Origin of the sequence: Brevibacillus sp. SIMBA_040, from assembly GCF_046535075.1 — a bacterium.
GTDB lineage: Bacteria > Bacillota > Bacilli > Brevibacillales > Brevibacillaceae > Brevibacillus.
Genome location: NZ_JAWRXI010000004.1, coordinates 121,072 through 141,243, shown reverse-complemented (window position 1 = coordinate 141,243; position 20,172 = coordinate 121,072). Strand labels below are relative to the sequence as shown.

The window sequence follows — 20,172 nt, the reverse complement described above, 5'->3', positions numbered from 1 at the left end:
ATACTAGAATGGTTAAAATGGCTAGAATATTATCATCCGAGCCTGCGAAGATTTCACGGCGCGGCTGGCGATGTTCTGTTGATTCGATTTAGGAGGGGAAGTTTACGTGGCAGCAAATTGGGAAAAGGTAGAGAATAACCAGGGAGTCCTGACGGTTGAAGTAGATGCTTCGCAAGTAGACGCAGCATTGGATCAGGCGTTTAAAAAAGTGGTACAAAAAGTTCAGGTTCCAGGATTCCGTAAAGGAAAAATTCCACGCAAAATGTTCGAAGCTCGTTTTGGTGTAGAATCTTTGTACCAAGACGCTCTTGACATCCTGTTGCCAAATGCATACGGACAAGCTGTTCGTGAAGCTGGTATTGAGCCAGTAGATCGTCCAGAAGTAGACGTAGCGCAAATGGAGAAAGGTAAAAACCTGATCTTCAAGGCGACTGTAACTGTGAAGCCTGAAGTGAAGCTTGGCGACTACAAAAACCTCAGCATCGAAGAAAAAGAATTCACTGTAAGCGATGAGAGCGTAGACGCTGAACTGAAGCGTATGCAAGAGCGTCATGCAGAACTCGTAGCAGTAGAAGAAGGCGCAGCACAAAACACTGACCAGGCTGTAATCGACTTTGAAGGCTTCCAAGATGGTGTAGCTTTTGAAGGCGGTAAAGCGGAAGACTACTCCCTGGAGCTGGGTTCCGGTACTTTCATCGCTGGTTTCGAAGAGCAAGTAGTAGGAATGAACGTAGGCGAAGAAAAAGAAATCACGGTAACCTTCCCAGAAGAGTACCACTCTCCTAACCTTGCAGGTAAAGAAGCGGTATTCAAAGTAAAATTGATCAGCCTGAAGCGCAAAAATCTGCCGGTATTGGACGATGAGTTCGCAAAAGACGTGAGCGAGTTCGACACACTGGAAGAGCTGAAAGCTGACACCAAGAAAAAACTCGAAGATAAAACAGCACAAGAAAAAGATCAATATGTGCGTGAACAACTCGTGCTGAAAGCGGCTGAAAATGCTGAGATCGAACTGCCAGAAGTAATGGTTGAGCATGAGCTGGATCAAATGGTATCCGAATTTGGTCAACGCCTGCAATACCAAGGCATGACACTGGAGCTGTACTACCAGTTCTCCGGTATGGATGAGAGCCAATTGCGTGATCAATTGCGTGCAGACGCTACATCCCGTGTTCGCACGTCCCTGACTTTGGAAGCAATCGGCAAAGCAGAAAACATCGAAGCGACTGAAGAAGACGTAACAGCAGAGCTGGAAAAGCTGGCTGCAACCTATGGCCGCCCTGCAGACGAGCTGCGTAAAATCTTCTCCGCTCAAGACGGTATGGCAGCACTGTACCGCGATGTGCAAACTCGCAAAACCGTTGATTTCCTAGTTGCAGAAAGCAAGGTAAATGCATAAGCTTAGGAAGAACGCATGATTGGTCAGTGGGCAGGCTACGCCTGAATGCTGGCTGGAAGACTACAAGGCACGAGAAGATCGTGCCTTGTTTTTCCACCATTGGACTTTTTTTGCGCGATCCTTCTCAAATAAAGGGGAATCCCTTTTACCGGTAAAGGAGGAAGATACATATGCTAATACCTATGGTCATCGAGCAAACCAGCAGAGGCGAGCGCTCCTACGATATTTACTCGCGCCTCTTGAAAGACCGGATTATTCTACTGGGCACAGAGATTGACGACGAGATTGCCAATCTGGTAGTAGCCCAGCTGCTCTTTTTGCAGGCGGAGGATCCGGACAAAGACATATCCCTATACATAAACTCACCAGGTGGTTCTGTAACAGCAGGCATGGCTATCTACGACACGATGCAGTACATTAAGCCTGATGTGTCCACGATTTGTGTGGGCATGGCTGCAAGTATGGGTGCATTCCTACTCGCGGCTGGTGCAAAAGGGAAACGTTTTGCATTGCCGAACAGTGAAGTGATGATTCACCAACCGCTTGGCGGCGTGCGTGGCCAAGCTGAGGATATCCGTATTCATGCGGAGTGGATTCTCAAAACGAAACGCCAACTCAATCAGATTTTGTCCGAGCGCACGGGTCAGCCATACGAGAGAGTAGAGCAGGATACCGATCGCGACAATTTCATGAGCGCAGAAGACGCAAAGGCCTATGGATTGATTGACACGATTATTGAACGCAAAAACTGACCTGTTGTGAGGTGAAGCGCATGTTTAAGTTTAACGACGACAAAGGCCAACTGAAGTGTTCCTTCTGCGGCAAGTCCCAGGAACAGGTGCGCAAGCTGGTAGCTGGTCCTGGTGTATACATTTGTGACGAGTGTATCGAACTGTGCAACGAAATTGTACAGGAAGAGCTGGGCACTGAAGAAGAAATTGATATGAAAGAGATTCCAAAACCGGTAGATATTCGCAAAATCCTTGACGATTATGTAATCGGACAGGACATGGCGAAAAAATCTCTCTCGGTTGCGGTATACAATCACTACAAACGGATCAATTCCGGCGCCAAGATCGAGGATGTAGAGCTGCAAAAATCCAACATCATGCTGATCGGTCCAACTGGTAGCGGTAAAACGTTGCTCGCACAAACATTGGCGCGTATCCTGAACGTACCATTCGCAATCGCGGATGCAACCTCTTTGACTGAGGCGGGTTACGTGGGTGAAGATGTGGAAAACATCTTGCTCAAGCTGATTCAAGCGGCTGATTACGATGTAGAAAAAGCGGAAAAAGGCATAATCTATATCGATGAGATTGACAAAGTAGCACGTAAGTCTGAAAATCCATCCATCACTCGTGATGTTTCTGGTGAAGGCGTACAGCAAGCTTTGCTCAAAATCTTGGAAGGTACGGTCGCGAGTGTTCCACCACAAGGCGGACGCAAGCATCCGCATCAGGAGTTTATCCAGATCGATACCTCCAACATTTTGTTCATTTGTGGCGGTGCGTTTGACGGCGTAGAGCAAATCATCAAGCGTCGTTTGGGCAAAAAAGTCATCGGCTTTGGTTCAGACTTCGGCGATGGTGTCAAAGCAGATCTGAAAGCTGGCGAATACTTGAAGCATGTATTGCCAGAAGACCTGTTGAAGTTCGGTCTGATTCCAGAGTTTGTTGGTCGCTTGCCAGTTCTTGCGACGCTGGAGCCATTGGATGAAGAAACACTCATCCGCATCCTGACCGAACCGAAAAACTCCTTGGTCAAACAGTATCAAAAGCTGCTGAGCCTCGATGGAGTAGAGCTGGAGTTTGACGCTGGTGCTCTCTTGCAGATCGCGAAAGAAGCCATCAAGCGAAACACTGGTGCGCGCGGATTGCGTGCAATCATCGAGCAAATCATGCTGGATATGATGTATGAGCTGCCATCCCGCGAGGATGTCACCAAGTGCGTGATTACGGAAGAAACAGTACGCGACAAAGTGAAGCCGCAGCTTACTACCAAAGACGGCAGAGAGATGCGCGGCGAAACTGCTTAATCAACGAATATATACACACGATACCATCCCGTATATTGCGGGGTGGTTTTTTCTTATTCTGGTTGAATGATTTGGTAACTCCTGTGCTGCACTGGTTTATGGTTTATGACTTCGTTTGCGGGGCAATACTACTTGATATCGTTCAAGAGACGCTTTTACATATCGGTAAAAAGCATCCAGCCGCAATGGGAGGGATTCACATGAACTATACATTGGTCATTGCAGTTATAGAAGTAGTGGTTGGAATCATTATCGGCACCTACTTCTGGAACTTACTGCGAGCGCAGAGAAACAACAAGACCTCAACTGAAAAGGAATCGCGCAAGGACCTCGACACCATCCGAAAAATGAGAATGATTGCTTTGACAGAGCCGCTATCTGAAAAAACAAGACCGAGTACATTGGAAGAAATCGTAGGACAAGAGGATGGACTTCGTGCATTGCGCGCGGCTTTGTGTGGACCAAATCCACAGCATGTCATCATCTATGGCCCTCCAGGTGTGGGAAAAACCGCAGCAGCGAGGGTGGTACTCGAAGAAGCGAAAAAGAATCAGCTTTCCCCTTTTTCAGCTGATGCCAAGTTTATTGAGATTGACGCAACGATTGCACGTTTTGACGAGCGTGGAATTGCGGACCCGCTAATTGGATCTGTTCATGATCCGATTTACCAAGGGGCAGGCTCGCTCGGGCAAGCAGGAATTCCACAGCCCAAGCCAGGAGCGGTTACCAAAGCCCATGGCGGAATGCTCTTTCTCGATGAGATTGGTGAGCTGCACCCTGTTCAAATGAATAAGCTGCTCAAAGTGCTGGAGGATCGGAAAGTGATGCTGGAAAGCGCTTATTATAGCGAGGAAAACAACCAAATTCCTTCGCATATTCACGATGTCTTCAAGTACGGCTTGCCAGCAGATTTCAGATTGGTTGGCGCTACGACAAGACTGCCGGATGAATTGCCGGCTGCACTCCGATCGCGATGTCTGGAAATCTTTTTCCGTCCGTTAAAAGCGGGTGAGATTGGAAGCATCGTTCGCACTGCGATACCGAAAATGCAGATGACGATCGACGATGACGCTGTTTCGGTCATCGAGCGCTATGCCACCAATGGGCGGGAAGCGATAAATACACTTCAAATTGCTGCGGGGATTGCTCTGACCGAACAGCGTAAGGAAATTCATGCCTCTGACGTGGAATGGGTCATGCACAGCAGTCAAAAATCACCGCGCCCAGAGAAGCATGTACACGATACTCCCCAAGTCGGGCTGGTTAACGGACTGGCGGTATATGGGCCAAATATGGGCAGTGTCATGGAGCTGGAGGTCACAGCCTCACTTGCAGAGCTGCCAGGTCAAGGACGTATCGCCATGACGGGGATGGCTGAGGAAGAAGAAGTGGGTAGTCGCAGCCGGACGATTCGCCGCAAATCGATGGCCAAAGGCTCTATCGAAAATGTGATCACCGTTTTGCAGCGGATGGGAGTTCGTCCGTGCGATTACGATCTGCACATTAACTTTCCGGGGGGGATTCCGGTAGACGGTCCATCTGCGGGTATTACCATTGCCACAGCGATTTACTCTGCGATAAAGGAAAAGCCGGTTGACAATCTGCTCGCGATGACGGGAGAAGTCAGTATTCACGGGAAGGTAAAACCGGTGGGGGGAGTCGTAGCAAAAGTAGAGGCAGCCAGACAAGCGGGAGCTACGCGCGTGTTAATCCCGGAGGAAAACTGGCAGAGCATTTTTAACGATATCCAAGGGATCGAGATCATTCCGGTTACCACTGTCTCACAGGTCATTGAGCTAGCATTGCCGGAAGCAACTCAGCAGGAAACCGAAGAGCCAGGGTTCACGCTCCAGCTGCCTGCAGACGATTTGGCTTCCTCGCCTATGTCCCTGTAACAGTCCAGAGCGCCCGTGGATTAGACATCGGATTGTGTTTGCGCTACAATGGAAAAAAGCTTCTGCTTGCAAAGAGCCTTAAGGCCCGTCCGGCTATTGAAATGGGTCCCCAAAAAGTGCTTGGAATGGGCAGGAATGACTCATGAACCTTCACTTTTTGGGGTGTTTTCAATTCTGCCGGCTGGACTTAAAAACGGCTTCAAAAGCCGTTTTTGTCTGTTAACAAGGCTCTTTGTAAGAGGGATAGATCAACAAGGAGAGGTGCATCCGCTTGGGCGAACGTTCCGGTAAAAGAGAACTACCCCTTCTCCCGTTGCGAGGATTGCTTGTATATCCGACCATGGTACTCCATTTGGACGTTGGACGGGAAAAGTCCATCCGCGCATTGGAGCAGGCAATGGTAGACGATAACAAGATCTTACTTGCTACGCAGGAAGAGGTCCACATAGAAGAACCAGATGCTGAGCAAATCTACAGCATCGGTACCGTTGCGCGTGTCAAACAAATGCTGAAGCTGCCAAACGGTACGATTCGTGTATTAGTTGAGGGCTTGCAACGGGCAAAGATTGATGAATATCTGCAACAAGATGATTACTTCGTCGTTTCCATTACATATCTGCAAGAGGAAAAGGCCGATGAAAACGAAGTAGAAGCGTTGATGCGGTCGCTCTTAAACCACTTCGAGCAATACATCAAGCTGTCGAAAAAGGTTTCCCCAGAGACACTGACCTCTGTGACTGACATCGAAGAACCAGGACGTTTGGCAGATGTAATTGCCTCCCACCTTCCACTAAAAATGAAGGACAAACAGGAAATTTTGGAGACGACCAACATCCAGGAGCGTCTTGAAATCCTCCTAACCATCTTGAACAACGAGCGCGAAGTGTTGGAGTTGGAGCGCAAGATCGGCAACCGTGTCAAAAAACAGATGGAACGGACGCAAAAAGAATATTACTTGCGTGAGCAAATGAAAGCGATCCAAAAAGAGCTGGGTGACAAAGACGGGCGCCAGGGCGAGGTCGATGAGCTCAGATCACAGCTGGAGAACTCCGATGCTCCCGAGCGTATCAAGACCAAGATCGAGAAAGAGCTGGAGCGCCTGGAAAAAATGCCGGCAACCTCTGCAGAAGGCTCGGTCATTCGTACCTATATCGATACCTTGCTCGCACTCCCTTGGACTCGTACAACGGTGGATAACCTCGATATTCACAATGCGAAAAAGGTTCTCGATGAGGACCACTACGGCTTGGAAAAACCAAAAGAGCGTGTGCTCGAGTATTTGGCTGTGCAAAAGCTCGTAAACGCCATGCGTGGTCCAATTCTTTGTCTGGTAGGCCCTCCTGGTGTGGGTAAGACATCTCTCGCTCGCTCAGTTGCACGGGCGCTGGAGCGTGAATTTGTACGCATTTCCCTTGGCGGGGTGCGGGACGAAGCAGAAATTCGCGGTCATCGTCGTACGTATGTAGGAGCATTGCCAGGGCGTATTATCCAAGGCATGAAGCAGGCTGGAACGATTAACCCTGTCTTCTTGCTTGACGAAATTGACAAGCTGGCTTCGGACTTCCGCGGCGACCCGGCGTCTGCATTACTCGAAGTGCTCGACCCTAACCAGAACGACAAATTCAGCGATCACTATATAGAAGAAACGTACGACCTGACGAACGTGATGTTCATCACGACAGCGAACAGCCTAGATACGATTCCTCGCCCGCTATTGGACCGGATGGAGGTCATCTCGATCTCTGGCTACACCGAGCTGGAAAAGCTGAATATTTTGCGCGGATATCTTTTGCCTAAGCAAATGGAGGATCATGGACTGGGTAAAGATAAGCTGCAAATGAACGAGGATGCCATGCTCAAGCTGGTGCGTCTTTACACACGCGAAGCAGGGGTTCGCAATCTCAACCGCGAAGCAGCCAATGTATGCCGCAAAGCAGCGAAGCTGATCGTGGGCGGTGAGAAAAAGCGGGTAGTGGTTACTGCTAACACATTGGAAGCATTGCTCGGCAAGCCTCGCTTCCGCTACGGATTGGCTGAGAAAAGCAACCAGATTGGCTCTGTTACTGGTCTTGCATGGACTCAGGCTGGTGGCGATACGCTGAATGTCGAAGTCAGCATTTTGCCAGGGAAAGGCAAGCTGACCTTGACTGGTAAGCTGGGTGACGTCATGAAGGAATCTGCCCAGGCTGCCTTCAGCTATATTCGTTCACGTGCGGATCAATGGGGAATTGACCCATCCTTCCACGAGAAAAATGATATTCACATCCACTTCCCGGAAGGCGCTATTCCAAAAGACGGTCCATCTGCCGGTATCACTATGGCTACCGCTCTCGTATCTGCGCTCACCCAAATTCCAGTTAAAAAGGAAGTGGGGATGACAGGCGAGATCACCCTGCGTGGTCGCGTGCTGCCAATCGGAGGACTGAAAGAAAAATGCATGTCCGCTCATCGCGCGGGCCTCACGACCATCATCTTGCCGAAAGACAACGAGAAGGACATTGAGGATATTCCAGAGACCGTCCGCAATGAACTGACGTTCCACCCAGTAGAGCATTTGGACGAAGTGCTGCGCATTGCATTAACGAAACAGCCAGTAGGTGACAAATCATGAAAGTAACCTCTTCAGAGTTTGTCATCAGTGCTGTAGGACCTAAACAATACCCGGAGGACGGCCTGCATGAGATCGCGTTGGTAGGCCGTTCCAACGTCGGTAAATCATCCTTGCTGAACAAAATGATGAATCGCAAGGGCTTGGCTCGGATCAGCTCACGGCCTGGAAAGACACAGACCCTGAACTATTTCCGCGTAAACCAGATGCTCTATTTTGTAGACTTTCCTGGTTACGGCTATGCCAAGGTTGCGAAAACGATCAAAGAGCAATGGGGCAAAATGATCGAGGGCTATTTGAAAAATCGTGAGGAATTGCGATTTGTCATCCAGCTCGTGGATATTCGCCACGCTCCAAGCAAGGACGATATTGCCATGTACGATTGGTGCAAGCAGATCGGTATTCCGACCGTCGTTGTTGCTACCAAAGGAGATAAGATTGCGCGCGGCCGTTGGCTGCAGCATATTAAAGTCATCCGTCAAAGCCTGAGGCTTCGCGGTGATGATACGATCATCATCTTCTCCTCGGAGACAGGACAAGGCAAGGATGAGCTGTGGGGAGAAATCATGCGACGCTTGCGTGCTGGAGACGAAGCCAGGAAAGAAGCAGCAGCACCTTCAACTGAGCAGTCTGGCGTCAAAACTACGGAACCATCCTAGCAGTCTGACCCCAAACCGGAGGGGAGAAGGGGAGGCAGCTTTCGTGAGCGAGCTGGCGGGCTTTGCCGTTCGCGGTGTGATTGAAGGCTTCTACGGAACGCCCTGGACGCATGCGGAGCGGCTAGACATGATCGACTTTTTGCAACGCTATGGTTACAATGCGTATTTTTACTCTCCAAAGGACGATTTGTACCTGCGAGAGAGATGGATGAAGCCACACCCGGGGTCAGCGCTCGTGCAAATAGAAGAGCTGATCGCAAGGGCAAACAAAGGCTGCATGCATTTTGTATATTGCCTCAGTCCAGGCCTTAGCATGGAGTACAGCAGCGCAGAGCATTTGGAGCAGCTGATAAAGAAATACTCAGAAATGTATCAGCGTGGCGTACGGCAATTTGGCTTGTTCTTTGATGACATCCCGATGCACCTTTTGCACGATGCTGATATTGACCGCTTTAATCATCTCGCTGATGCTCATGTGCAAGTTACCTTGCGTGTATGGGAGCGAATGTGCAGCTGGCCGGAGCAGGTCAAGCTGGTCGTTTGTCCGACGCAGTACAACGGCATCGGCAAGGAGCCTTATGTGATGTATCTGGGGCGCCATTTGCCCCAAGAGATTGACCTCTTTTGGACAGGGCGCTTTGTTTGCTCGCCGTATTTAACTGATGGGGACGCGATTCGCTTTCAGGAGTTTACAGGCCATAAGCCTCTTTACTGGGATAACTATCCTGTTAACGATTTGGCTATGGCGAATGAACTGCATATCGGACCACTGAGGCATCGTGATCCGGACTTGTGGAATCATTCAGCAGGCTATGTGGCGAATGCGATGTCCAGACCAGAGTGCTCGAAGATTCCTTTGATTACGACGGCAGCGTATTTGAGTGATCCGCTAGGATATGAGCCAGAAGATGCGTGGGAGCTTGCGGTGAAGGACATCGTAGGCAAAGAGGACGCTGATGCGTTTTTGTCGTTTGCCGATAATGTCCAGGGCTCGTTTTTGTGTGAGATGGAGTCGCCTCGCCTGCTTGAAGCGTTTCTGACATTTCGCTTTCAATTCCTTCAGGGAGATCGTCAAAAAGCCGTCCAGGAGCTTACACGTTTGTTCCATGAGATGGAGCAAAATGCGCACCAGCTCTTGGGTGGCATGACGAATCAAAAGCTGGCACAGGAAGCGCGGTCGTGGATTGAGAAGTATCGGCACTGGGCGAAGGTAGGCCAATCGGCTGTAGCTCTGATTGAGAACGGAACGAGTGGCCGGATTCCACAGGCGGCCTTTCATTTGCTTAAATTAAAGCAGTGGCTCAAGCGGACGGAGCGTCTGCCAGAAAAAGTGTGCGGCCAGGTCATGAAGCTGTTTGTAGATGCTGTCATGCAGGAAGTTAAGAAGCCGACGTGAAAAACGGATATGAAAAAGGTTCCTAACCCCGCGAGGGAGTAGGAACCTTTTTCTACGCTGATTTGCTGCCGCCGTCTGCCCTTCGTTTGCGGGCGGTTTCGAGCCATTCCTTAATAGGCAGCTCTGCCAATATCATTCCTGTGAAAATCATCAGGCAGCCCGTTAGCTGTCTGCCGTTTAATACCTCGTGAATGAACACGTATGAAGTCAGTGCGGCAAACACAGGCTCTAAAGCAAAAATTAGAGCGACGCGGGTAGAGCTGGTTTGCTTTTGCAGGGCGGTCTGAGCCAGGAAAGCGAGCGCTGTTGCAAAAATAGACGTCACGACCAGTCCTGTGGCGACCTCCGGCAGGAATATGATGGCGGGGTCAAAAGCACGGCTCCAATCCTCGAAGAAAAAGGCGTAAATCCAGCTCATCACAGCAACTGTACCAAGCTGTACAATCGCGAGTGGAAGTGCTGAGAACCGTGGAGCGTATTTACCCGTAAATACAATTTGCATGGCAAAACAGATTGCACAGCCAAAGACGAGAATATCACCCAGATTAAAGGAGAACTCCTGGTTTTGTGTCAACAGGTACAGTCCGGCGGCAGCCAGAATGACTCCGATGACAGCTACCGGCTTGACACGCTCGCGCATCAGCATAAACGAGAACAGTGGTACGAGGACAACAGACAGGCCAGTGATGAAGCCGGCTTTAGATGGTGTTGTGTACAGGAGACCAACTGTTTGCAGCGCATATCCGAGACAGAGCCAAAAACCGAGTATGATCCCTGCTTTGAGTAGTGGGCCGCGCCACTGTTTGAGCTGTTGAGGTGATTTGATCACTAAAATAAGTAAGAGAAACAAGGCCGCAACGGTAAAGCGCACTGCATTAAACGTATTGGGTGGCAACGAAGCGATTGCTTGCTGAACAATGAGAAACGTCGTCCCCCATATAAAAGCGATTAGAAGCAGAGTGATATCTGCCATCCATGGTTTTCTCAATTCCTTCCTCTCTCCTCCCGACGTTTTCCGAATCTTTTACGTAGTTTCTTTGTCTAGTCTGCATGATACGGTATTCGCTGGGGGATGGCAAGATGATTTACATTGCCTTCGACCTTTCTAATTCGACAGGAAATATCGCGCCTATTTTTGACAAATTACACTTGCGTTAATAAACTTTTCACAATTACTCGTGGCTGATTCTGGACATAATGTTATAATGATAGTGCATTTTACATATTGCGATAGCAGGAAAGACAATCTGGGAGGATGTTATGGATATTCTTTTGTTGGGCCTTAACTACAAAACGGCACCTGTCGAAATTCGCGAAAAGTTTACATTCAGCGATGATGGGACCTCCCGCGCTCTTCATCTTCTCTCCCAGACGAAGAGCATTGCGGAATGTATCATTCTTGGAACGTGCAACCGCACAGAAATCTATGTCGTTTGCGATCAGGCTAATGTCGGTCGCGACTATACTCGCCGTTTTTTGGCAGAGTGGTTCGGTGTGGAGAAAGAGCAATTTAAGGATCATCTCTATATAAAAGAAAACGATCAGGCGATTGATCATTTGTTCCGTGTTTCGTCTGGTCTGGATTCAATGGTCATGGGAGAGACGCAGATTCTGGGACAAGTGCGTGATGCGTTTTTGCTTGCCCAAGAACACAAGACGACAGGTACCGTATTCAATATGCTGTTCAAACAGGCTATTACATTTGCCAAACGGGCGCATACCGAAACAGCAATCGGACAAAACGCCGTTTCCGTCAGCTATGCGGCAGTTGAGCTTGGGAAAAAGATTTTTGGCTCTTTCGCAGGCAAGTCTGTATTGATCGTTGGCGCGGGCAAAATGAGCGAGCTGACAGCGAAGCATCTGCACGCAAATGGCTCGGAGCATGTGGTGGTAGCAAACCGGACTTTGGAGCGGGCACAGCTGCTGGCTGAAAAGTTCAAAGGAGACTCCTGTACGATGGAGCAGCTGCCTGAGGCGCTGCTCGTGGCAGACATCGTTATCAGCTCCACTGGGGCAAACGGCTATGTCCTGGGCAAAAAAGAGCTGGCTCCGATCATGAAGCAGCGGAAGCATCGCCCGTTGTTCATGGTAGATATTGCTGTGCCGCGAGACTTGAATCCAGACCTGCACGATCTTGATAACGTCTTTTTGTACGATATCGACGACCTGGAAGGAATCGTTGCCAGCAACGTTGCCGAGCGTTCGCGTGAAGCAGAAAGACTGGATGTCATGATTGCAGAAGAGATCGTAGCTTTCACGACATGGTACCAAACATTGGGAGTAGCGCCGTTGATCGCTGCCTTGCGTGAAAAAGCGCTGACCATTCAAGGGGAAGCCATGCGGAAGATCGAAAACAAGCTACCAAATCTGTCCGAAAGAGAAATTCATATTATCCGGAAGACAACCAAAGGAATTGTGAATCAACTGATGCATGATCCTGTCGTTCGTCTGAAGGAAATGGCGGCAACCAAGCACGGGGAAGAGGTACTCGACGTTTTCTCCAAAATGTTTGCGCTGGAAGAAATTCTGGAACGCACAGAGCAGGAAGCGATCTGGGCAGATGACAAAAAAAAACAGCTGTCCACTCGTGAGCAAACACTGGTATCAAGAATCAGAGAGTAAGCCATTCATATCATTCATATTTGCGACGAATAGATATCGATAGAGAAAGAGGGGAGAATGCATGGCCGAGGTGAGATGGATCTACGACCTGACGATCTTTCTCTACGCTGCAAGTGTTCTCTTCTATTTTAACGACTTCTTGCAGAGCAACCAGAAAGTCAATCGTCTGGCTTTCGGGTTGCTTGTTGTCGTTTGGGCCTTGCAAACCACTTTTTTCGTCTCACAAACTGTCATGAAAGCCTATTTTCCTGTCATTACCCTTTTTGAGACGCTCTTTTTTTATTCCTGGGTGTTAGTGAGCCTGTCGCTTGCTATTCACTATTTTTTTCGAATAGATTTGCTGGTATTTTTTACAAATATTATCGGGTTTGTTGTGCTGGTTATGTCTATGTTTATGCCAGAGACACCGATTGTAGCCGTATCCAGTGTGCTTACCTCAGAGCTGCTATTGACGCATGTAACGCTCGCGATGTTCAGCTACGGGGCGTTTTCACTCTCAATGATTTTTTCGTCGATGTATCTGCTGCAGCACAAGATGCTGAAGGAACGGCGCTGGTCGCCGCTATTGCGCCGCTTACCCAGTCTCGATCAGCTGGAAGGCTACGCGTATCGCATGAACATGCTGGGGGTGCCGATGCTACTGCTCTCCATCGTTTTGGGGATTATTTGGGGAAAAATGGTGTTACCCGAAAAATTCCTGCTCGATACCAAAGTCGTTCTTTCGGTCACAGTGCTCGCCAGCTACTCCTTGTGGCTGTATCAAAGGTACCGGGATACGATGCAAAGGCGTAGGCTGGCACAATGGAACCTACTGGCGTTTTTACTTCTGCTCATTAACTTTTTGGGCGCAAATACTTATACATTTCACAGCTGGTGGTAACCGCTGTTTGAGGAGGCTGTCATGGGAAACTGGAAAGTAGGAACACGCCGCAGCAATCTGGCGCTTACCCAGACAAATTGGGTCGTCGATCAACTGAAAGGCATTGTGCCTGAGGCTAATTTTGAATTGCATGAAATCGTGACAAAAGGAGACCGCATCCTGGATGTAACGTTGTCCAAGGTAGGTGGAAAAGGGCTGTTCGTAAAAGAAATCGAGCAATCTCTTTTTGACAAGGAGACAGATTTTGCCGTTCACAGCTGTAAGGACATGCCATCAGAGCTGCCGGAAGGCTTGGTCATCGGGGCGATTCCAAAGCGTGTAGATCCACGTGATGTACTGCTGTCCAAGGACGGCAAAACGCTGGATGAATTACCGAAGGGAGCACTCGTGGGCACAAGCAGCCTGCGTCGCTCCGCACAGATTTTGGCGCATCGCCCGGACATTCAAATCGAATCTCTGCGAGGAAATATCGATACACGCATGCGTAAACTGCAAGAAGGCAATTTCGATGCGATCATCCTGGCTGCAGCTGGACTTGAGCGTGTGAATTTCGAAGGAAAGATCTCGCAATTTTTGCCGGTAGAGATCAGCTTGCCTGCTGTAGGTCAAGGTGCGCTCGCGATCGAATGTCGCTCAGATGATGAAGAGACGTTGGCTCTTTTGAATCGTCTTGACCATGAGCCGACCCGCAGAGCGGTAACAGCAGAACGCAGCTTCCTGCACAAGCTCCAGGGCGGCTGTCAGGTACCGATTGGTGCCTATGCCACGGTGGCAGAAGACAATCTGATTACTTTGACGGGCATGGTTGGTTCGCCTGATGGCATGCAGATGTTTAAAAATACAGCTACTGGCCACGATCCGCTGGCACTTGGTATTCAGGTAGCCGAAGCACTGCTCGCACAAGGTGCAGGGGAAGTTCTGGAGCAAGTACTGCGGGACAATCAGCAATGACAATCACTGGGTCCCGCGGGGCATTATCCGGCAAGCGCATTATGGTGACGCGAGCAAAAAGCCAGGTGCGGGGGCTGGTAGAGCAAATCGAGTATTTGGGTGGAGAGGCGTATGCCTTCCCCCTTTTAAAAATGGTGCCGCCTGTCGATTACAGCAAGCTGGATGAAGCAATTGCGCAGCTTGGCACTTACGACTGGCTGATTTTCACCAGTGTGAATGGTGTGCGCTTCTTTTTCGAGCGCATGAAGGCATTGGGTGTTGGCGTAGACGCAATCACAAGTCAGCTTGCTGCAGTGGGTCCTAAGACAGCGGAGGTACTGATCGCATATGGACTGAGCGTAGCAGTCATCCCATCGGATTACGTAGCTGAAGGGCTCTTCACCAGTCTGCATGATCAGCTTCTTCCAAGGCAGCGGGTACTTCTGCCGCGAGCAGATATTGCACGCAAGATGCTGCCAAGAGAGCTTGCACAGCTTGGGATGGACGTCACGGAGGTAGATGTTTATCAAACCATCATTGACGCTGAGCTGGCTCCAGAAGCAGCTTCGCAAATCCAGCAGGGCAAGATCGATGTTATTTTGTTTACAAGCTCTTCAACGGTGAATCACTTTGTTTCTGCCATGGCTCCGTTCCAGACTCCGGGCTGGCTGGACCAGGTACGGATTGCTTGCATCGGGCCGATAACAGCAGAAACAGCGCGACAACATGGACTAGTCGTTCAGGTGGTGGCGAGCGAGTACACCGTAGAAGGTTTACTAGAGGCTTTGATAGAGAATCTGGGAGGGAACCCATATGGCACAAACATTTGATCGTCATCGCCGCCTGCGTTCCAGTGCGGCAATGCGCAACCTCGTTCGGGAAAATCATATTCGCATGGAAGATCTGATTTATCCGTTGTTCGTAGTAGAAGGAACTGACATCAAGAATGAAATTTCTTCAATGCCAGGTGTATATCAGTTTTCACTGGACCGCTTAGCTGAAGAGATGAAAGAAATCGCAGAGGCAGGAATCCAGTCTGTGCTGATGTTTGGAATTCCGGATCACAAGGATGCTTGCGGATCAGAAGCCTACAACGACGATGCGATTACACAGCAGGCGATTCGCCAGATCAAGGAAGCTTACCCGGAAATGATCGTAATCGCTGATACTTGTCTGTGTGAATACACGGATCATGGGCATTGCGGGGTTTTGCACGGAAACAATGTGAATAATGACGAGACATTGAAGCTACTCGGCATGACCGCGGTTTCCCAAGCAAAAGCAGGGGCAGATATTATCGCGCCTTCCAATATGATGGACGGGTTTGTCATTGCGATTCGTGAAGCACTGGATGAAGCGGGATATCAGCATATTCCGATCATGTCTTATGCAGTGAAGTACGCGTCTTCCTTCTACGGCCCATTCCGTGAAGCTGCGTGCTCCACTCCACAGTTTGGCGATCGCAAAAGCTACCAAATGGATGCTGCCAATGCGCGTGAAGGACTGCGCGAAGCCGCTTCGGATGTAAAAGAGGGCGCAGACTTTTTGATCGTGAAGCCAGGTCTTGCTTTCATGGATATGGTTCTGCGTCTGCGTGAAAGCTTTAACCTGCCGATCGTGGCGTACAATGTTAGCGCAGAGTATTCCATGGTGAAGGCAGCGGCACAAAATGGCTGGATCGATGAACAGCGCATCGTGATGGAAACATTAGTTGGGTTCAAGCGTGCAGGTGCCGATTTGATCATTACGTATCATGCCAAAGATGTTGCAAAATGGCTGCGAGGTGAGTAGAAGATGAATCGAGAAAAATCCACTCAATATTTTGCAGAAGCACAAGAGTATATACCTGGTGGTGTAAACAGTCCGGTTCGTGCATTCAAAAGTGTAGGCGGCAACCCTGTTTATATTTCCAAAGGGGAAGGCTCTCGCATTTTCGATGTGGATGGAAACAGCTACATCGATTACATCGGCTCCTGGGGTCCGTTGATCCTCGGTCATGCCCATCCGAAGGTGCTGGCTGCCATCACGGAAGTGGCTGCACTCGGTACGAGCTTCGGTGCTCCTACTTACCGGGAAACAGAAATGGCAAAGCTCGTCTGTGAGATCGTGCCATCTGTTGAAGTGGTGCGGATGGTCAACTCGGGAACCGAAGCGACCATGAGCGCACTGCGCTTGGCTCGTGGCTACACGAAGCGCAATAAAATCATGAAATTCGAAGGATGCTACCACGGACATGCAGACAGTCTTTTGATTAAGGCAGGATCTGGCGTAGCGACACTGGGTCTGCCGGATAGCCCCGGCGTACCAGAGGGAACTGCACTGAATACAATTACTGTTCCATACAACGATCTGGAGAGCGTAAAGCTCGCCTTTGAAAGCTACGGCGACGATCTGGCAGCAGTGATTGTAGAGCCAATCGGTGGCAATATGGGGGTTGTCCCTCCACAGCCAGGCTTCCTGGAAGGCTTGCGAGCAATCACTGAGCAGTACGGAGCATTGCTCATTTTTGACGAGGTCATGACAGGCTTCCGTGTGGCTTTGGGCGGGGCACAACAGCTGTTTGGCATCACACCTGATTTGACAACGATGGGTAAAGTCATCGGTGGCGGCTTGCCTGTAGGCGCATACGGCGGCAAACGGGAAATCATGCAGCAAATCGCTCCGGCTGGTCCGATCTACCAGGCAGGAACACTATCAGGCAACCCGCTGGCAATGGCTGCTGGTTTGACTACGCTGCAAGAGCTCAGCAAGCCAGGTGCATACGAACAGCTGGAAAGGCTGTCGGCAAGACTCGGAGAAGGCTTAGCTGATAATGCAAGCAAGCTCGGAATCCCGCACACCTTGAACCGTATTGGCTCCATGGTTTGTCTGTTCTTCACAGATACACCGGTCATCAACTACGAAACAGCAAAATCAGCTGATTTAGAGCGCTTTTCCGCGTACTTCAGCCATTTGCTGGACGAAGGCATCATGATTCCGCCATCTCAGTTTGAAGGCATGTTTGTTTCCCTGGCGCACACAGAGGAAGACATCGAGCGGACGATTGAAGCAAGCTACAACGCGATGAAAAAGCTGTAATAGAAGACGAACACCTCCTGGAACTTGATTCAGGAGGTGTTTTTGCTTATTTGGCTGTATGACTGCCTATTTAGAATGACCGTTTGCTCTGATGATGACGTCAGGAATGACGAGCAGTAGGACGAAAGAGCCGTAAATGCCAATGGTATAGCTGGTAGCGTAAACGAGACCGAATCCCTGATGAAAAAGAGCAGTGATGAGATGAATAAACAGGTTTGTAAAACAAAAGGCGTAGCTTCGAATCATCCAGTTGCGGTGGGAAGTCACTCGTTTCTTTTTGATTTGAACCAGCGCGGTAATGGTAAATGCCGGCCAAACAATATTGAGCGCATTGAACCCCATACTGCTAATTTTTCCTCCGGTGGAGTAAGGAGCCATATATCCGGAAGTGACCACGACAACAAGTACAGACACGAAATATAGGTAGCCGTTTATACGATGAAATGTACGGTTATTTTCAAAAATACGAGTGGAAAAGTTGAGCAGACCCGATGCCATGGCGATGCATGCAAATGCAACATGAACATACATGACATTCAACCAGACGGGGAGATTCAGCTCTCGCTTGACTTCTGTTTTATGACTTAAAAATTCCGTCGCGCCGGGATCGAGCATAAAATTTTTCACCAATGCGTACAGGATGAAAAGCATAGTGACACAGGTCAATATGCCGAAAAACCATTTCTTCTTAATCACGATCGGACACCTCTGTAATCCCCAATAGTCAAATTCCGGATGAGAAAACCCTTTTTCCCGCTAGTTTGGATGCTGGAAGAATGCCTGCCCTGGCAATTCCAGTCATGTGGTCGCCTCTGGCTGTCACTTCGAAATGTAGCTGCAAGCGAATTGGTTTCGAAATTTGAAGAGACCAGCTAAGCTTGTTGTCTTGAAGCAAAGGATTCAAAAACGAAACCGTTTCATCTCCCTGAGTTGCTGTCCCTTGAATCAGACCGTTACTTGTCGATATCGAGAGCTTGACCTTCAGATTGCCAACTGGTGTAGCGATCGAAGTATCCCAATCGCCTTCGTAGACGGATGCCTGCGTGATTTCGTAATCTAGGGTGTCGTAAGTCATTTTTTCTGAGTCTACAAGGACGTTCGGTTCGTCGCTTTTCAATGCTTGATCGGTGACAGGTGCCATTCCTGTCTCTCTCCAAACCGTTCCCCTTCGTTCAAATTCAAACAGCTGTTCCACTGCGACAGCGAGACGTGGCCCTAGCTCACGTTCCACCAGGTACAATGCTACATCGAGTCCCGAAGTTACGCCGCCACCTGTAACCAAATTACCGTCATCAACGACACGAGCTGAGATGGGAATTGCCCCGGTTGCGCCAAGTAAACCCATGCCCAGATGGTTCGTTACCGCTGGTCTGCCTTCCAAAAGACCACCCATGGCTAGCAACAGAGAACCACCACATACCGTGGCGACGATCGTGTCATTTCTTTCGAGTGCTCGTCCAATCAGACCCGTTACTTCTGTTTTCAGGGCGCGACTCAAAATAGCGGGGATGGAATCGGGGCCATCTCCTTCAACGTCACCGGACGCTCCAGGTATGAGAATGATGCTCGCGCTCTCTGGATTCAGTCTGCCGGTTGCCTCCATTTTTACCCCATTGATACCGCTCATCACAGACCGTGGTCCTTCGGCTGTGACGAATTCTACTCGTATAGACCCTGGAGCCTGCATCGCAGCTGCACAAAAAACCTCATAAGGTGCGACGGCATCCAGCAGGTCGAAGCTGTCAAAAAGTACGACTTGGACTGATAACATGACAATTTCCTCCTTCACCAGTAGCTTGGCTGAACGTGCTGTTTATGGCGGGCCTTGTTATCCGCGTTCACAATAGCATCATAACAAGCGAATATCTCAAAGGAGGGTGTCAAATAGTCACAAAACAATAAACAAACCATCACAATACGGAGAGCTTTATTTGAGAGTAGTGGAAAAATGGTAAACTAGGCTGTGAAGGTGGGATATTTATGAGTGCAATTCATACGATACTCGTTGTGGACGATGACCACAGTATTGTTGAACTATTGCGGGACTTTTTGGAAAACGAAAATTTTCAGGTATTAACTGCTTGTGATGCCGCTTACGCCTGGGCCTTGTTCCAACAAAGCGCTATTCATTGCATCGTTCTTGATGTCATGATGCCTGGACAAAATGGATTTGAACTATGTCGCCAAATTCGGAAGGAAAGCAACGTTCCGATACTTTTCTTGAGTGCCCGCAGCGATGATGTGGACAAGATCAGGGGGCTGACGCTCGGAGGAGATGACTATATAGTCAAGACTGCTTCGCCGGGAGAGATTGTTGCTCGGGTAAAAGCTGTATTGCGGCGTTTCGGTACTGAGCAGCAAATAGATAGAAGAATCATGGATTATGGTCGTATTAAAATTAACTTGTCGACGAGAGAAGTGATCGTGGAAGGGAAAAACGTAGTACTCACACCGAAAGAATATGAATTGCTGCGATTGTTAGCAGAGCACCCCAGACATGTTTTTTCCTATGAGCAATTACTTGAGAAATTTTGGGATGGCGTGGGCGATAAGCATACGATTCGCGTCCACCTCAGCAGGCTTCGCGAGAAAATCGAATCCGATCCGAACCATCCGCAGTTTCTGCTCAACGTATGGGGAGTAGGGTATCGCTTCGAGGGAGGATAA

17 protein-coding genes are annotated in these 20,172 nt (G+C 49.3%); 14 read left to right on the top strand and 3 right to left on the bottom strand.

All coding sequences use genetic code 11. The features are described from left to right. Positions 1 to 106: 106 nt before the first annotated feature. From tig to SB752_RS08560, 7 genes are all read left to right on the top strand, one after another. Positions 107 to 1,399 carry a trigger factor gene (tig, locus tag SB752_RS08590; RefSeq protein ID WP_410715256.1) on the top strand — a complete coding sequence of 431 codons (1,293 nt, stop codon included), beginning with the start codon at positions 107 to 109 and terminating at the stop codon, positions 1,397 to 1,399. 170 nt (positions 1,400 to 1,569) lie between these two features. Continuing rightward, entirely contained in the window at positions 1,570 to 2,151 is a 582-nt protein-coding gene (gene clpP, locus SB752_RS08585) for an ATP-dependent Clp endopeptidase proteolytic subunit ClpP (RefSeq protein ID WP_049737870.1), read from the top strand. Between the two features lie 20 nt (positions 2,152 to 2,171). Beyond that, positions 2,172 to 3,437 (top strand): ATP-dependent protease ATP-binding subunit ClpX, encoded by a 1,266-nt coding sequence (gene clpX / locus SB752_RS08580; protein ID WP_410715255.1) that lies wholly within the window; start codon positions 2,172 to 2,174, stop codon positions 3,435 to 3,437. 200 nt (positions 3,438 to 3,637) lie between these two features. Continuing rightward, the gene (lonB, locus tag SB752_RS08575; protein WP_410715254.1) at positions 3,638 to 5,332 is read left to right on the top strand and encodes an ATP-dependent protease LonB; all 1,695 of its coding nucleotides are present in this window, start codon (positions 3,638 to 3,640) and stop codon (positions 5,330 to 5,332) included. Between the two features lie 271 nt (positions 5,333 to 5,603). Further along, positions 5,604 to 7,943 carry an endopeptidase La gene (gene lon / locus SB752_RS08570; RefSeq protein WP_410715253.1) on the top strand — a complete coding sequence of 780 codons (2,340 nt, stop codon included), beginning with the start codon at positions 5,604 to 5,606 and terminating at the stop codon, positions 7,941 to 7,943. Next, positions 7,940 to 8,599: a ribosome biogenesis GTP-binding protein YihA/YsxC gene (gene yihA / locus SB752_RS08565; protein WP_410715252.1), complete on the top strand. Its 660-nt coding sequence runs from the start codon at positions 7,940 to 7,942 to the stop codon at positions 8,597 to 8,599. The genes lon and yihA overlap by 4 nt, the downstream gene beginning before the upstream one ends. A 43-nt stretch (positions 8,600 to 8,642) precedes the next feature. Next, the gene (locus SB752_RS08560) at positions 8,643 to 9,995 is read left to right on the top strand and encodes a protein O-GlcNAcase (protein ID WP_410715251.1); all 1,353 of its coding nucleotides are present in this window, start codon (positions 8,643 to 8,645) and stop codon (positions 9,993 to 9,995) included. A 52-nt stretch (positions 9,996 to 10,047) separates the two neighbouring features. Here the strand turns inward: SB752_RS08560 and SB752_RS08555 are convergent, their stop codons facing one another. After that, positions 10,048 to 10,983: a DMT family transporter gene (locus SB752_RS08555; RefSeq protein WP_410715250.1), complete on the bottom strand. Its 936-nt coding sequence runs from the start codon at positions 10,981 to 10,983 to the stop codon at positions 10,048 to 10,050. Positions 10,984 to 11,255: 272 nt separating this feature from the next. Here SB752_RS08555 and hemA point away from each other — a divergent pair, with 272 nt between their 5' ends. The 6 genes from hemA to hemL all read left to right on the top strand — a co-directional run bounded on the left by hemA (position 11,256) and on the right by hemL (position 17,505). After that, on the top strand, positions 11,256 to 12,617 hold the full coding sequence (hemA, locus tag SB752_RS08550; RefSeq protein WP_410715249.1) for a glutamyl-tRNA reductase: 1,362 nt from the start codon (positions 11,256 to 11,258) through the stop codon (positions 12,615 to 12,617). Between the two features lie 61 nt (positions 12,618 to 12,678). Then, a complete protein-coding gene (locus tag SB752_RS08545) occupies positions 12,679 to 13,497 on the top strand; it encodes a cytochrome C assembly family protein (RefSeq protein ID WP_103108233.1) in 819 nt (272 codons plus the stop codon). Positions 13,498 to 13,518: 21 nt separating this feature from the next. Then, positions 13,519 to 14,448, top strand: coding sequence for a hydroxymethylbilane synthase (gene hemC, locus SB752_RS08540; protein ID WP_410715248.1), 930 nt, complete (start codon positions 13,519 to 13,521; stop codon positions 14,446 to 14,448). Continuing rightward, positions 14,445 to 15,257 (top strand): uroporphyrinogen-III synthase, encoded by an 813-nt coding sequence (locus SB752_RS08535; RefSeq protein WP_410715247.1) that lies wholly within the window; start codon positions 14,445 to 14,447, stop codon positions 15,255 to 15,257. The genes hemC and SB752_RS08535 overlap by 4 nt, the downstream gene beginning before the upstream one ends. Continuing rightward, complete coding sequence (hemB, locus tag SB752_RS08530; RefSeq protein WP_410715246.1) at positions 15,241 to 16,218, top strand: porphobilinogen synthase; 978 nt, start codon at positions 15,241 to 15,243, stop codon at positions 16,216 to 16,218. The genes SB752_RS08535 and hemB overlap by 17 nt, the downstream gene beginning before the upstream one ends. A gap of 3 nt (positions 16,219 to 16,221) precedes the next feature. Beyond that, a complete protein-coding gene (gene hemL / locus SB752_RS08525) occupies positions 16,222 to 17,505 on the top strand; it encodes a glutamate-1-semialdehyde 2,1-aminomutase (RefSeq protein WP_410715245.1) in 1,284 nt (427 codons plus the stop codon). 66 nt (positions 17,506 to 17,571) lie between these two features. Here hemL and SB752_RS08520 read toward each other — a convergent pair whose 3' ends face one another. Together SB752_RS08520 and SB752_RS08515 are read right to left on the bottom strand one after the other, a co-directional pair. Continuing rightward, positions 17,572 to 18,156, bottom strand: coding sequence for a DUF2306 domain-containing protein (locus SB752_RS08520; RefSeq protein ID WP_410715454.1), 585 nt, complete (start codon positions 18,154 to 18,156; stop codon positions 17,572 to 17,574). A 73-nt stretch (positions 18,157 to 18,229) separates the two neighbouring features. Next, positions 18,230 to 19,276: a DJ-1/PfpI family protein gene (locus SB752_RS08515; RefSeq protein ID WP_410715244.1), complete on the bottom strand. Its 1,047-nt coding sequence runs from the start codon at positions 19,274 to 19,276 to the stop codon at positions 18,230 to 18,232. Positions 19,277 to 19,485: 209 nt separating this feature from the next. Here SB752_RS08515 and SB752_RS08510 point away from each other — a divergent pair, with 209 nt between their 5' ends. Then, positions 19,486 to 20,172: a response regulator transcription factor gene (locus tag SB752_RS08510; protein WP_410715243.1), complete on the top strand. Its 687-nt coding sequence runs from the start codon at positions 19,486 to 19,488 to the stop codon at positions 20,170 to 20,172.